Annotated in this window: 14 protein-coding genes; 13 read left to right on the top strand and 1 reads right to left on the bottom strand. The window is 65.3% G+C overall.

What is annotated here, in order from left to right; genetic code table 11:
• Positions 1-2: 2 nt before the first annotated feature.
• From BHK69_RS03180 to BHK69_RS03125, 12 genes are all read left to right on the top strand, one after another.
• Entirely contained in the window at positions 3-494 is a 492-nt protein-coding gene (locus BHK69_RS03180; RefSeq protein WP_244548384.1) for a GNAT family N-acetyltransferase, read from the top strand.
• A gap of 6 nt (positions 495-500) precedes the next feature.
• The gene (locus BHK69_RS03175; protein ID WP_069688843.1) at positions 501-1,100 is read left to right on the top strand and encodes a TetR/AcrR family transcriptional regulator; all 600 of its coding nucleotides are present in this window, start codon (positions 501-503) and stop codon (positions 1,098-1,100) included.
• 262 nt (positions 1,101-1,362) lie between these two features.
• Positions 1,363-2,325 (top strand): malate dehydrogenase, encoded by a 963-nt coding sequence (mdh, locus tag BHK69_RS03170; RefSeq protein WP_069688842.1) that lies wholly within the window; start codon positions 1,363-1,365, stop codon positions 2,323-2,325.
• 91 nt (positions 2,326-2,416) lie between these two features.
• Positions 2,417-3,613 carry an ADP-forming succinate--CoA ligase subunit beta gene (sucC, locus tag BHK69_RS03165; RefSeq protein WP_069688841.1) on the top strand — a complete coding sequence of 399 codons (1,197 nt, stop codon included), beginning with the start codon at positions 2,417-2,419 and terminating at the stop codon, positions 3,611-3,613.
• 9 nt (positions 3,614-3,622) lie between these two features.
• Positions 3,623-4,507 (top strand): succinate--CoA ligase subunit alpha, encoded by an 885-nt coding sequence (gene sucD / locus BHK69_RS03160; protein WP_069688840.1) that lies wholly within the window; start codon positions 3,623-3,625, stop codon positions 4,505-4,507.
• A 96-nt stretch (positions 4,508-4,603) separates the two neighbouring features.
• Positions 4,604-7,561, top strand: coding sequence for a 2-oxoglutarate dehydrogenase E1 component (locus BHK69_RS03155; RefSeq protein WP_069688839.1), 2,958 nt, complete (start codon positions 4,604-4,606; stop codon positions 7,559-7,561).
• Between the two features lie 54 nt (positions 7,562-7,615).
• Positions 7,616-8,926 carry a 2-oxoglutarate dehydrogenase complex dihydrolipoyllysine-residue succinyltransferase gene (gene odhB / locus BHK69_RS03150; RefSeq protein WP_069688838.1) on the top strand — a complete coding sequence of 437 codons (1,311 nt, stop codon included), beginning with the start codon at positions 7,616-7,618 and terminating at the stop codon, positions 8,924-8,926.
• 12 nt (positions 8,927-8,938) lie between these two features.
• A complete protein-coding gene (locus BHK69_RS03145) occupies positions 8,939-9,322 on the top strand; it encodes an MAPEG family protein (RefSeq protein ID WP_069688837.1) in 384 nt (127 codons plus the stop codon).
• Between the two features lie 18 nt (positions 9,323-9,340).
• Positions 9,341-9,763, top strand: coding sequence for a VOC family protein (locus BHK69_RS03140; protein WP_069688836.1), 423 nt, complete (start codon positions 9,341-9,343; stop codon positions 9,761-9,763).
• A gap of 26 nt (positions 9,764-9,789) precedes the next feature.
• On the top strand, positions 9,790-11,187 hold the full coding sequence (gene lpdA / locus BHK69_RS03135) for a dihydrolipoyl dehydrogenase (protein WP_069688835.1): 1,398 nt from the start codon (positions 9,790-9,792) through the stop codon (positions 11,185-11,187).
• 48 nt (positions 11,188-11,235) lie between these two features.
• On the top strand, positions 11,236-11,532 hold the full coding sequence (locus tag BHK69_RS03130; RefSeq protein ID WP_069693331.1) for a nucleotidyltransferase family protein: 297 nt from the start codon (positions 11,236-11,238) through the stop codon (positions 11,530-11,532).
• Positions 11,532-11,876, top strand: a complete 345-nt coding sequence (locus tag BHK69_RS03125) for a HepT-like ribonuclease domain-containing protein (protein WP_069688834.1) — start codon at positions 11,532-11,534, stop codon at positions 11,874-11,876. The genes BHK69_RS03130 and BHK69_RS03125 overlap by 1 nt, the downstream gene beginning before the upstream one ends.
• 3 nt (positions 11,877-11,879) lie before the next feature.
• On the opposite strand, the gene folD is transcribed toward BHK69_RS03125, so the two are convergent.
• Positions 11,880-12,740, bottom strand: a complete 861-nt coding sequence (gene folD, locus BHK69_RS03120) for a bifunctional methylenetetrahydrofolate dehydrogenase/methenyltetrahydrofolate cyclohydrolase FolD (protein WP_069688833.1) — start codon at positions 12,738-12,740, stop codon at positions 11,880-11,882.
• A 159-nt stretch (positions 12,741-12,899) separates the two neighbouring features.
• On the opposite strand from folD, the gene BHK69_RS03115 reads away from it, so the two are divergent.
• The gene (locus BHK69_RS03115; protein ID WP_069688832.1) at positions 12,900-14,228 is read left to right on the top strand and encodes a cytosine deaminase; all 1,329 of its coding nucleotides are present in this window, start codon (positions 12,900-12,902) and stop codon (positions 14,226-14,228) included.
• Positions 14,229-14,279: the final 51 nt, after the last annotated feature.

The raw sequence follows: 14,279 nt of genomic DNA, 5'->3' as shown, positions 1-14,279 counted from the left end.
CCATGCCGACGCGCGAGCCTCATGATGCAGTGATGATCAGGCAGGCTACGATAGACGATGCACCGGCCATCAGCGCGATCGTCATAAGAACTCTGCGTGAGACGAACGCGAAATTTTACGCCGCCGAGATGATTGAAACAGTGGTCGCCAACTTCTCAGTTGATCGGGTCGAGGCGCGTATGGCGGAGCGTGTCGTTCTCGTCGCGACGATCGCAGGCATCGTTGTCGGTACGGCGAGCCTGCATCAGACGACGGTCCGCACTGTGTTCGTCAGTCCAGATCGACAGGGACAGCGCATCGGCGCCACTTTGATGGCCCGTATCCTGGACATCGCCCGCGAACAGGGGCTGGACAGTCTGACGGTGCCGTCCGCGATCAATGCGGAGCCCTTTTATCGAAAATTGGGGTTCCGTTCCATTCAGGATAAGATCGAGGACGCTGGGCGCATCATCATCATGAGCAAAACGCTCGTTCCCGCCGACGAGCGGAACTGAGGCCCCATGCCGACGCGCGAGCCGAGCGAGACCCGCATCCTCTCGGTCGCCAGCGAGCATCTGCGCCAGTTCGGGCTGAAGCGCTTCACCGTCGTGGCGGTAGCGGCGGAGGCGGGCATGACGCATGCCAATGTCTATCGCTACTTCCCGTCGCGCGGGGCGCTGGTCGATGCGGTCGTCGATGTCTGGCTGAAGACGACCGAGCGGCGGCTTGCCGATATCGCCGATGGGCCCGACCCCGCCGCCGACAAGCTTGAACGGTTGATCCTGGCGCTGGCCAAGGGCAATCGCGATCTGCTGAGCGAGGATCCGCACCTCTTCGCCGCGCTCTCGCAGGCGGTCGCCAAGCGCCATGCGATCAGCCGGCGCAACCGCACCCGCGTGCGCGCGCTGTTCGAGCGCGTCATCGACGAGGGCATTGCGTCGGGCGCTTTCGAGCCCCGCGACCGCGACCGCGCCATCGCCTTCGTCATCGACGCCACGCACCGCTTCATCCATCCGGCCGCGCTGGCGCTCGAGGCGGATGTGCCGCAGGCCTCCGTCGATACGCGCCTGGCCACCCTGATCCGCGTCGCGCTGCGCGTGCTGGAGACCGGGATTATCTGAAAAATCTTGTGACAAATTACAAATTATGTAAATTGTCATTGCCGGTTTTCTCGGCGTTGGACAGGGCGGCCGCATTTTCGCCCGGTGCAAGTGCTTGAAATCAGGCCGATTGGTCGGTTGAGCCCCAAACCGGCGCGCATCGAGGCCGGTCTTCATCCCCGCAAACGACAGGGTTGCGGCAAAAGCCCCGTTTGGGCCAAAGAAACCCACGGTTTCGGCCGGCCACCGGCCTCCCGCAGCACCTAAGGACAAGGACTAGGATATGGCCCGCAAGAAGATTGCCCTCATCGGCGCCGGCCAGATCGGCGGAACGCTCGCGCACCTGGCCGGTCTGAAGGAACTGGGCGACGTCGTCATGTTCGACATCGCCGAGGGCATCCCGCAAGGCAAGGGCCTCGACATCGCCGAATCCGCGCCGGTCGACGGTTTCGACGCGAGCTATACCGGCACGCAGTCCTATGAGGACATCAAGGGCGCCGACGTGATCATCGTCACCGCCGGCGTGCCGCGCAAGCCCGGCATGAGCCGCGACGATCTGATCGGCATCAACCTCAAGGTGATGAAGTCGGTCGGCGAGGGCATCAAGACCTACGCCCCCAAGGCCTTCGTCATCTGCATCACCAACCCGCTCGACGCCATGGTCTGGGCGCTGCAGAAGTTCTCCGGCCTCAAGCCCAACATGATCTGCGGCATGGCCGGCGTGCTCGACAGCGCGCGCTTCCGCCATTTCCTCGCCGATGAGTTCAAGGTCTCGGTCAAGGACGTCTCGGCCTTCGTGCTCGGCGGCCATGGCGACGACATGGTGCCGCTCGTGCGCTACTCCGGCGTTGCCGGCATCCCGCTGCCCGACCTCGTCAAGATGAAGTGGACCACCCAGGAACGCCTCGACGCCATCGTCGAGCGTACCCGCAAGGGCGGCGGCGAGATCGTCAACCTGCTCAAGACCGGCTCGGCCTTCTATGCGCCCGCGGCGTCCGCGATCGCGATGGCCGAAAGCTATCTCAAGGACCAGAAGCGCGTCCTGCCGGCGGCGGCGGCGCTCAAGGGCCAGTACGGCGTCAAGGACATGTTCGTCGGCGTGCCGGTCGTGATCGGCGCCAAGGGCGTCGAGAAGGTCGTCAAGATCCGCCTCAACAGCGCCGAGAAGGCGATGCTGGAGAAGTCGGTGGCTTCGGTCCAGACCCTCATCGACGCCTGCAAGGCTGTCGATCCGTCATTGGCGTGAAACAGAGCGAATGGCGAATGGCGAATAGAGCCCCTGCCATCATCCATTCGCTACTCGCCATTCGCCATTCGCTTTCAAGGAATTCCCGCACATGAACATCCACGAATATCAGGGCAAGGCGGTACTCAAGGAGTTCGGCGCGCCGGTCTCCGCCGGTTTTCCGGCGCTGACGGTCGCCGAGGCCGTCGAGGCCGCCAAGAAGCTGCCCGGACCGCTTTATGTGGTGAAGAGCCAGATCCACGCCGGCGGCCGCGGCAAGGGCAAGTTCAAGGAACTCGGCCCTGACGCCAAGGGCGGCGTGCGGCTGGCCAAGTCGGTCGCCGAGGTCGAGAGCCACGCCAAGGAGATGCTCGGCAACACGCTGGTGACCGCGCAGACCGGCGATGCCGGCAAGCAGGTCAACCGCCTCTATATCGAGGACGGCTCGGACATCGAGAAGGAGTTCTACCTCTCGGCCCTGGTCGACCGCGAGACCTCGCGCGTCGCCTTCGTGATCTCGACCGAAGGCGGCATGGACATCGAGGCCGTCGCCCATGACACGCCGGAGAAGATCGAGACCTTCTCGGTCGATCCCGCCACCGGCATCATGCCCCATCACGGCCGCGCCATGGCGCGGATCCTCGGCCTCTCCGGCGATCTCGCCAAGCAGGCCGGCACGGTGCTGGGCCAGATCTACACGGCGTTCGTGTCCAAGGACATGGACATGCTGGAGATCAACCCGCTGATCGTGACGACGCAGGGCCAGATCAAGTGCTTGGACGCCAAGATCTCGTTCGACTCCAACTCACTCTATCGCCACCCCGAGATCGTGGCGCTGCGCGACACGACCGAGGAGGACGACAAGGAGATCGAGGCCTCGAAATATGACCTCGCCTATATCGCGCTCGACGGCACGATCGGCTGCATGGTCAACGGCGCGGGCCTCGCCATGGCGACGCTCGACATCATCAAGCTCTATGGCGAGGAGCCGGCGAACTTCCTCGATGTCGGCGGCGGCGCCACGGAAGAGAAGGTCACTGCGGCTTTCAAGATCATCACCGCCGATCCGCAGGTGAAGGGCATCCTGGTCAACATCTTCGGCGGCATCATGAAGTGCGACGTCATCGCGCGCGGCGTCATTGCCGCGGTGAAGGCTGTCGGCCTTCAGGTTCCGCTGGTGGTGCGCCTCGAGGGCACCAATGTGCAGGAAGGCAAGGACATCATCTCGTCCTCCGGCCTGAACGTCATTTCCGCTGATGATCTCGACGATGCCGCCCAGAAGATCGTGGCTGCGATCAAGAAGGCCTGAGGAGAAACCATGTCCATCCTGATCGACAAGAACACCAAGGTCATCTGCCAGGGCTTCACCGGCAAGAACGGCACCTTCCATTCCGAGCAGGCCATCGCTTATGGCACGCAGATGGTCGGCGGCACCTCGCCGGGCAAAGGCGGCGCGCTGCATCTGGGCCTGCCGGTCTTCGATACCGTCGCCGAAGCCCGTGACAAGACCGGCGCCACGGCGTCCGTCGTCTACGTGCCGCCTCCGGGCGCAGCGGACGCGATCTGCGAGGCGATCGACGCCGAGATCCCGCTGATCATCTGCATCACCGAGGGCATCCCGGTGCTCGACATGGTGCGCGTCAAGCGTTCGCTGTCGGGCTCCAAGTCGCGCCTGATCGGGCCGAACTGCCCCGGCGTCGTCACGGCCGGCGAAAGCAAGATCGGCATCATGCCGGCCAACATCTTCAAGCCGGGTTCGGTCGGCATCGTCTCGCGCTCGGGCACGCTGACCTATGAGGCGGTGTTCCAGACCACCCGCGAGGGCCTGGGCCAGACCACGGCCGTCGGCATCGGCGGCGACCCGGTCAAGGGCACCGAGTTCATCGACATGCTGGAGATGTTCCTGGCCGACGAGCACACCAAGTCGATCGTGATGATCGGCGAGATCGGCGGCTCGGCGGAAGAGGACGCGGCGCAGTTCATCAAGGACGAAGCCAAGCGTGGCCGCAAGAAGCCGATGGTCGGCTTCATCGCCGGTCGCACGGCGCCTCCCGGACGTCGCATGGGCCATGCCGGCGCGATCATCTCGGGCGGCAAGGGCGGCGCGGAAGACAAGATCGCGGCCATGGAAGCGGCCGGCATCCGGGTCTCGCCCTCGCCGGCGCGCCTTGGAAAGACCTTGGTCGACGTGTTGAAGGGCTGAACGGCGAATAGCGAGTAGCGAATGGCGAATAGAGCGCCCGCCGCCACCTACTCGCCACTCGCTATTCGCTAAGCATCAAGAGAGGCAGGACAGATCATGGCTCGCCAGGACATCAACGAGGCTCTCGCCCAGACGGGTTTCCTCTATGGCGGCAACGCAGCCTATATCGAAGATCTCTACGCCCGCTATCAGGCCGATCCGAAATCGGTCGACGAGCAGTGGCAGGGTTTCTTCGCCGGGCTGAAGGATGAGGGCTCGGCCATCATCCAGAACGCCAAGGGCGCGTCCTGGACCAAGCCGAACTGGCCGGTCCATGCCAATGGCGAGCTGGTCTCGGCGCTCGACGGCAACTGGGCTGTCGTCGAGAAGGTTGTCTCCGACAAGCTCGGCGCCAAGGCCAAGGCCGCCGGCACCGCCCTGAGTGCGTCTGACGTGCAGCAGGCGACGCGCGATTCCGTGCGCGCCATCATGCTGATCCGCGCCTACCGCATGCGCGGCCATCTCCACGCCAAGCTCGATCCGCTGGGGATCGAGCAGGCCCGGGATCCCGAGGAGTTCTCGCCGGCCGCTTTCGGTTTCACCGAGGCCGATCTCGACCGCAAGATCTTCATCGACAACGTGCTCGGCATGGAGTTCGCCACGATCCGCGAGATGACCGCGATCCTGCAGCGCACTTATTGCAGCACGGTCGGCATCGAGTTCATGCACATCTCCGATCCGGAGCAGAAGGCGTGGCTGCAGGAGCGGATCGAGGGCCCCGACAAGGAGATCGCCTTCACCCGCGAGGGCAAGAAGGCGATCCTGAACAAGCTCGTCGAGGCCGAGGGCTTCGAGAAGTTCATCGACCTGAAATACACCGGCACCAAGCGCTTCGGCCTCGATGGGGCTGAATCCCTGATCCCGGCGCTGGAGCAGATCATCAAGCGCGGCGGCGCGCTGGGCGTGCGCGACATCGTCTTCGGCATGGCCCATCGCGGCCGCCTCAACGTCTTGACCCAAGTTCTGGGCAAGCCGCACCGCGCGCTGTTCCACGAGTTCAAGGGCGGCTCCTTCGCTCCCGACGACGTCGAGGGTTCGGGCGACGTCAAGTACCATCTCGGCGCCTCCAGCGACCGTGAGTTCGACGGCAACAATGTCCACGTCTCGCTGACCGCCAACCCGTCGCATCTCGAGATCGTCGACCCCGTCGTGCTCGGCAAGGTCCGCGCCAAGCAGGACCAGTTCGGCGATATCGTCGAGCGCTCCAAGGTGCTGCCGCTCCTGCTGCATGGCGACGCCGCCTTCGCCGGCCAGGGCGTGGTGGCGGAATGCCTGGGCCTGTCCGGTCTGAAAGGCCATCGCACCGGCGGCTCCGTGCATTTCATCATCAACAACCAGATCGGTTTCACGACCTATCCGCGTTATTCGCGCTCCTCGCCCTATCCGTCCGATGTGGCCAAGATGGTCGAGGCTCCGGTCTTCCATGTGAATGGCGACGATCCGGAAGCCGTCGTCTTCGCTGCCAAGATCGCGATCGAGTTCCGGCAGAAGTTCCACAAGCCGGTCGTGGTCGATATGTTCTGCTATCGCCGCTTCGGCCATAACGAGGGCGACGAGCCGGGCTTCACCCAGCCGCTGATGTACCGCAAGATCCGCGGCCACCAGACGACGCTGGAGCTCTATTCCGCCAAGCTCGAGGCCGAGGGCGTGATCCAGCCCGGCGAGATCGATGAGGCGCGCGCGGCCTGGAAGGCCAAGCTCGAGATCGAATTCGATGCGGGCCAGGCCTTCAAGCCGAACAAGGCCGACTGGCTCGACGGCCGCTGGGCCGGCATGAAGGCGATCCGCGCCGATGAGGACGATCCGCGTCGCGGCGCAACCGGCGTTCCCGCCGAGGTTCTCAAGGAGATCACCGAGAAGATCACAGCGACCCCGCCCGGCTTCAACGTCCACAAGACGATCCAGCGCTTCCTCGACAACCGCCGCAAGGCGGTCGAGACCGGGCAAGGCATCGACTGGGCGACGGCGGAGTCGCTGGCCTTCGGCTCGCTCCTGCTCGACGGCAACCCGGTCCGGCTCTCGGGCCAGGATTGCGAGCGCGGCACCTTCAGCCAACGCCATTCCGTGCTGATCGACCAGGAGACCGAGGCGCGCCACACCTCGCTGAACCATATCCGCGAGAGCCAGTCGCGCTACGAGGTCATCAACTCGATGCTCTCGGAAGAGGCGGTGCTCGGCTTCGAGTATGGCTACACGCTGTCAGAGCCGAACGCCCTGACCTGCTGGGAAGCGCAGTTCGGCGACTTCGCCAATGGCGCGCAGGTGCTGTTCGACCAGTTCATCTCGTCGGGCGAGCGCAAATGGCTGCGCATGTCGGGCCTCGTCTGCCTGCTGCCGCATGGCTATGAGGGCCAGGGGCCGGAGCATTCCTCGGCCCGGCTGGAGCGCTTCCTGCAGATGTGTGCGGAAGACAACATGCAGGTGGCGAACTGCTCGACGCCGGCGAGCTATTTCCACATCCTGCGCCGGCAGCTGAAGCGCGACTTCCGCAAGCCGCTGATCCTGATGACGCCGAAGTCGCTGCTGCGCCACAAGCGCTGCGTCTCCGACCTCGCCGAGCTCGCCGAGGGCTCGACCTTCCATCGTGTGCTGCATGACGATGCCGAGCGCGGCCGCTCGACCACCAAGCTGGTCAAGGACGCCAAGATCCGCCGCGTCGTGCTGTGCTCGGGCAAGGTCTATTTCGACCTGCTGGAGGAGCGCGAGAAGCGTGGGCTGGACGACGTCTATCTGATGCGCGTCGAGCAGCTCTATCCGTTCCCGCTGAAGTCGCTGGCGCATGAGCTGGCGCGCTTCAAGGGCGCAGACGTGGTCTGGTGCCAGGAGGAGCCGAAGAACATGGGCTCCTGGACCTTCGTCGAACCTTATCTCGAATGGGTTCTGGGCCATGCCGGAGTCAAGTCGAAGCGGCCGCGCTATGTCGGACGCCCGGCATCGGCCGCGACGGCGACCGGCCTGATGTCCAAGCACCTCGCACAGCTCAACGCGTTCCTGGACGAAGCCTTCGCGGCCTGACACCAGTAGCGCTCATCACGACACGCCAGACAAAGACACCAACAGAGGCCTGACATGGCGACCGAAATCCGCGTACCCACCCTCGGCGAATCCGTTTCCGAGGCCACGATCGGCAAGTGGTTCAAGAAGCCGGGCGACGCGGTGAAGGCCGACGAGCCTTTGGTCGAGCTGGAGACCGACAAGGTCACGCTCGAGGTCAACGCGCCGGCAGCGGGCGTGCTTGGCGAGATCGTCGCCAAGGAAGGCGACACGGTCGGCGTCAGCGCGCTGCTCGGCATGATCACGGCTGGCGACGGCAAGGCCGCTGCTCCTGCCAAGGCCGAAGTTCCTGCCAAGGCCGAAGAGAAGAAGGCCGACGCTGCTGTGGCGCAGGCCGCCGGCAAAGCCGGCGAGGCGACCACCGCCGCCGCCGAGAAGAAGACCGGCGAGGTCGCCGGCGACACGACGATCAAGCCCGCGACGAAGGCCGCCGATTCAGGCCCCGCCGTCAGCCGTCTCGCGGCCGAGAGCGGCGTCGACCCGGCGAGCGTCAGCGCTTCGGGCAAGGATGGCCGCGTCACCAAGGGCGACATGCTGGCGGCGATCGCGGCCGGTTCGGCTGCTCCGGCGCCCGCCGCCCCGGCTGCGCCGATCCAGGTTCGCGCCCCGTCCGCTCCCGATGACGCCTCGCGCGAAGAGCGCGTCAAGATGACCAAGCTGCGCCAGACCATCGCGCGCCGCCTCAAGGAAGCGCAGGCGACGGCGGCGATGCTGACCACCTTCAACGAGGTGGACATGTCGGCGGTGATGGCGCTGCGCAACCAGTACAAGGACGTGTTCGAGAAGAAGCACGGCGTGAAGCTCGGCTTCATGGGCTTCTTCGTGAAGGCCTGCGTGCAGGCGCTGAAGGAGATCCCCTCCGTCAACGCCGAGATCGACGGCACCGACATCGTCTACAAGAACTACTACCATGTCGCCGTCGCGGTCGGCACCGATAAGGGCCTGGTCGTGCCGGTGGTGCGCGACGCCGACCAGCTCTCGATTGCGGGTGTCGAGAAGGCGATCGGCGTGCTCGGCAAGAAGGCGCGCGACGGCGCCCTCAAGATCGAGGACATGCAGGGCGGCACCTTCACCATCTCGAATGGCGGCGTCTACGGCTCGCTGATGTCGACGCCGATCCTGAACGCGCCGCAATCGGCGATCCTGGGCATGCATAAGATCCAGGAGCGCCCGATGGTCGTCGGCGGCCAGATCGTGATCCGGCCGATGATGTATCTGGCGGTCAGCTACGACCACCGCATCATCGACGGCAAGGAAGCCGTGACCTTCCTCGTCCGCATCAAGGAAGCGCTGGAGGATCCGGCGCGTCTCGTGCTCGACCTCTGAGACAGCGAGCCCATGCTCTTCCTGATCGTCGCGAGCGTCGCGCTCCTCTTCGTCCATATCGGGGCGCAGGCGATCGCGGCGACAAGCGAGCTTGGCTCGGATTGGAATGCCGGGCCGCGCGATGAAGGGTTGAGGCCGCAAGGCGTCATTGCGGGGCGAGCCGAGCGGGCGCTGCGCAACTATATGGAGACCTATGCGGCTTTCGCGATCCTGGCGGTGACCCTGGTCGCGAGCGGGCGTGGGGACGGAATAGGCCTGCTCGGAAGCGCGGTTTGGCTTGCGGCCCGCCTCGTCTATTTGCCGCTCTATCTGGTCGGCATCCGCTATTGGCGCAGCCTGGTCTGGCTCGTCGCCACGGTGGGGCTGGCGCTGATGGCGGCGCGCCTGCTGATCTGAGCCGCAGGGAGATCAAACATGGCCTTCGGACCCAATCCCCCTCCGATCCAGCCGCATCTCTGCGTCAAGGGCGGCATCGAGGCGATCGCCTTCTATGAGAAGGCCTTCGGCGCGCAGTGCACATTCAAGGCCATGGCCGATGACGGCCTGCGGGTGATGCACGCCAATCTCGCGCTTTTCGGCAGCGAGGTCATGCTGCATGACGAGTTCCCCGAGTTCGGCGGGCATGTCATGGCGCCGGCCGGTCATGCCGCTGCGAGCATCACGATCAGCATCAACTTGCCGGCGCCGGCCGATGTCGACGCCGCCGTGGCGAAGGCCGAGGCTGCTGGGGCCGAGGTGTTCATGCCGGCGAGCGACGTGTTCTGGGGCGCCCGCTACGGCCGCCTGCGCGACCCCTTCGGCCATGTCTGGGCCTTCAACGCGCCGCTGGCGCAGTAATCATAAGACTGACTGAAAGAGAGACCATGTCCTACGATCTCGTCGTCATCGGAACCGGCCCCGGCGGCTATGTCTGCGCCATCCGCGCTGCTCAGCTCGGCCTCAAGGTCGCGGTGGTGGAGAAGCGCAAGACCCATGGCGGCACCTGCCTGAATGTCGGCTGCATCCCGTCCAAGGCGCTGCTACATGCCTCCGAGATGTTCGAGGAGGCGAGCCACACCTTCCCGAGCCTCGGCATCACGGTCGGCACGCCCAAGCTCGATCTCAAGCAGATGCTGGTCCACAAGCAGGAGACGGTCGATGCCAACGTCAACGGCGTCGCCTTCCTGCTGAAGAAGAACAAGATCGAGCCCTTCCACGGCACCGCCTCGATCCCGGCGGCCGGCAAGGTCGTGGTCACCGCCGAGGACGGCAAGACGCAGGAGCTCGAGACCAAGGCCATCGTCATCGCGACGGGCTCGGAATCTACCAACCTGCCTGGCGTGACCGTCGATGAGAAGGTCGTCGTGACCTCGACCGGCGCGCTCGAGCTGACCGCCGTTCCCAAGGAACTGGTCGTGGTCGGCGCCGGCGTGATCGGGCTCGAGATCGGTTCGGTCTGGAGCCGTCTCGGCGCCAAGGTCACCGTGGTCGAATATCTCGACCGCATCCTGCCCGGCATGGATGGCGAGATCGCCAAGCAGTTCCAGCGCATCCTGGAGAAGCAGGGCTTCACCTTCCAGCTCGGCGCCAAGGTCACCAAGGTCGAGACGGCCAAGAAGGGCGCGACCGTCACCGTCGAGCCCGCCGCTGGGGGCGAGGCCAAGACGCTTTCGGCCGATATCGTGCTGGTCGCGATCGGCCGTCGCCCGAACACCGACGGGCTCGGCCTGGAAGCGGCCGGCGTCGCGACCGAGCGCGGCCGCGTCATCATCGACGATCATTTCAAGACCAATGTAGCCGGCATCTACGCCATCGGCGACGTGGTGCGCGGCCCGATGCTTGCTCATAAGGCCGAGGATGAGGGCATGGCGGTCGCCGAGATCATCGCCGGCAAGGCCGGCCATGTGAATTACGACGCCATCCCCGGCATCGTCTACACGGCTCCCGAGGTCGCCGCGATCGGCAAGACCGAGGAAGAGCTCAAGGCCGCAGGCGTCGCCTACAAGGTCGGCAAGTTCCCCTTCACGGCCAATGGCCGGGCGCGCGCCATGCGCCATACCGATGGCTTCGTGAAGTTCCTGGCGGATGCCGCGAGCGACCGCGTGCTCGGCTGCCACATCATCGGCCCCCATGCCGGCGATCTGATCGCCGAGGTCACGGTGCTGATGGAGTTCGGCGGCTCGGCCGAGGACCTCGCCCGCACCTGCCATGCGCATCCGACGCTGGCCGAAGCGGTGAAGGAAGCCGCGCTCGCCGTGGACAAGCGTCAGATCCATATGTGAGGGGCGGTCGTCATTCGCTTCCGGCCCTGTTTAATGTAAAATATGGGCATGAACCGTGATCAAGCCACTGCCGAATTGGTCTGCCGTGCCAAAATCTTGCGCGATCGTGGCGCACAGGCTGCGTTCGTCTATGGCTCGACTGCTCGCAACGAGGCGAGAGACGACAGCGACATCGATATTTTCATCGACATCGAGCCCGGCCGGAAGTTCTCTCTGCTCGATCTCGTAGGAATGCAGCGCTATCTTACGGAGGAGCTCGGCGTTGCCGTCGATCTGACGACGCGATCGAGCCTGCATCCCAAGCTCCGGGTGCAAATCGAACGGGAAGCGATCCGGGTCTTCTGATGGTGCGTCGAAGCGACGTCGTCATCGAGGAGATTCTCGACCCAATCATGCTCATTGAGCAGGAGCTTGTCGGCCACACCCAAGCCTCCTTTGCGACAGCGCTCTTTCTGCAGCGGGGAACGGAGCGGTCGCTCGAGATCATTTCCGAAGCCGTGCGCCATCTTCCGGACGCACTGCTTGAAATGCGACCGGAGATTGCTTGGAGTGACGTCCGCTCGATCGGCAACAGGATCAGGCATGAATATTGGCGCGTCGACCCGGCGCTGATCTGGTCAATTGTTATGGACGACTTGCCGGCTCTACGCGCCGCGGTCGAGGATCTGCTCCGGCGCTCGCGCGCCTGAGATTTATCCCCGCCTTGCCCTGAACGCCGTCAGCGTGTTGCGCAACAGGCAGGCGATTGTCATCGGGCCGACGCCGCCCGGCACTGGCGTGATCGCGCCGGCGACACTGACCGCTTCGGCGAAATCGACATCGCCGACCAGCTTGCCGTCGGGCGTGCGGTTGATGCCGACATCGATCACGGTCGCGCCGGGCTTGATCCAGTCGCGCTTGACGAAATGCGGCCGGCCGACCGCGGCCACGACGATATCGGCGCGGCGCACCACCGCGGCGAGGTCGCGCGTGCGGGAATGGGCGATGGTCACCGTGCAATCGGCCTGCAGCAGCAATTGCGCCACGGGGCGGCCGACAAGCTCGGAGCGGCCGATCACGACCGCCTCCAGCCCCGACAGCGTCGGCAACGCCTGCCGCAGCAGCAGCATGCAGCCGAGCGGCGTGCAGGGCACGAGGCCGTTCTTGCCGCCGGCGAGCTTGCCGGCATTGATCGGATGCAGGCCGTCGACATCCTTGGCGGGGTCGATCGCATCGATGATCGCGCCGGTGTCGATATGCTTGGGCAGCGGCAATTGCACCAGGATGCCGTCGACCGCATCGTCGGCGTTGAGGCTGGCGATCTTGGCCAGGAGCTCGGCCTCGCTGGTCTCCGCGGGCAGGCGATGCGCGACCGAGTTCATGCCGATCTCGGCGGCGAGCTTTTCCTTCGAGGCGACATAGACACGGCTCGCCGGATCCTCGCCGACGAGCACGACATGCAGGCCGGGCGCGAGGCCACGTTCCGCCTTGATCGCCGCGACCTCGCGGCCGATCTCGCCCCGTAGCGCGGCGGCTGCCGCCTTGCCATCGATGATGCGCGCCTGATCCGGCATGGTCTGACAATCCTCGTCTCGTCCGCGAGCCGTCCTCATGCGCGATCGGCCCGGCGGCGACAAGCCCGGATGCGACGCCGTCTTGGTTGCACGCGTCATTGCGGGCCGGTATCGATCGCTGCTTATAGGGATACAGGGCCGAGCGGGAGAGACGACGACGTGACCAGCGGTTTTGCTTCCCTGCCCGGCACAGCTTCCTTTCGCCTGAGCAATGCCCGCGCGCCGCTCTGCCTGCTCGACGGCGCTTCGCTCGCTGCCGATCGCGACGGGTTGGCGAAGGTCGATATCGGCGTCGAGCATGGCCGTATCGTCTCGATCCTGCCGGCGGGAACCGAACCGCTGGAGGCAAGCGCCAGCTTTGATCTCGACGGCGGCATCGTGCTGCCGCGCCTCGTCGACTGCCATGTCCATCTCGACAAGGGTCATATCTGGCCGCGCCGGCGTAATCCCGACGGCAGCTTCATGGGCGCGCTGAGCAATGTCCTGATCGACCGCGAGGCGAACTGGTCCGCAGATGACGTGCGGGCGCGAATGGAATTCGGCCTGCGCGGCGCATTCGCTCATGGCACGGCGGCGATGCGGACACATCTCGATTCGCTCGGCAAGCAGATCGGCATCTCCTGGCCGGTCTTCGCCGAGCTCAAGGCGGAATGGGCCGGTCGCATCGCATTGCAGGCATCGCCGCTGTTCGGCATCCAGTTCGCGCTCGAGCCCGGGCATATGCGGGCGGTGACGGCAGCCGTGAAGGCGCATGGCGACGGCATCTTCGGCTGCGTCAGCCATATGATCCCGGAGCTCGATGCGGCGCTCGACCTCGTCTTCCGCACCGCGATCGAGAACGGCTTCGACCTCGATTTCCATGTCGACGAGACCAACGACCCTGAGGCGCGTTCGCTGGAGAACATTGCGGATGCCGCGATCCGCCATGGCTTCGCCGGCAAGATTCTGTGCGGGCATTGCTGTTCGCTTGCCGTGCAGCAGCCTGATGACGAGGCGCGCATCATCTCCAAGGTCAGGGAGGCGGGGATCAGCGTGGTCTCGCTGCCGATGTGCAACATGTATCTGCAGGACCGCGCGCCCGGCCGGACGCCGCGTTGGCGCGGGGTCACGGCGCTGCATGAATTGAAGGCGGCGGGCGTGCCGGTGATGATCGCCTCCGACAACACCCGCGACCCGTTCTATGCCTATGGCGACCTCGACCTGATCGAGGTGCTGCGCGAGGGCACGCGCATCCTCCAGTTCGATCATTCCGGGACCGATTGGGCGAATGCGGTGGCGCGGACGCCGGCCGCGATCATGGGCACTACCGGCGCCGGCGTGCTCTCGCCGGGAGGAGCCGCCGACGTGATCCTGACCCGCGCCCGCGACTGGACCGAGTTCTTTGCCCGCCCGCAGACCGACAGGACCGTGCTGGTGAACGGCCGCGCGATCGACACGACGCTGCCGGATCATCGCGAGCTCGATCATCTGATGGGGCGTTCGGCATGATGGCCGGTTCGTCCATCGCCCTCTGTCGTCATGGTCGGGCTTGTCCCGACC

Source organism: Bosea vaviloviae (genome assembly GCF_001741865.1).
GTDB classification, from domain to species: Bacteria; Pseudomonadota; Alphaproteobacteria; order Rhizobiales; family Beijerinckiaceae; genus Allobosea; species Allobosea vaviloviae.
This window is presented reverse-complemented; position numbering and strand designations above follow the sequence as displayed.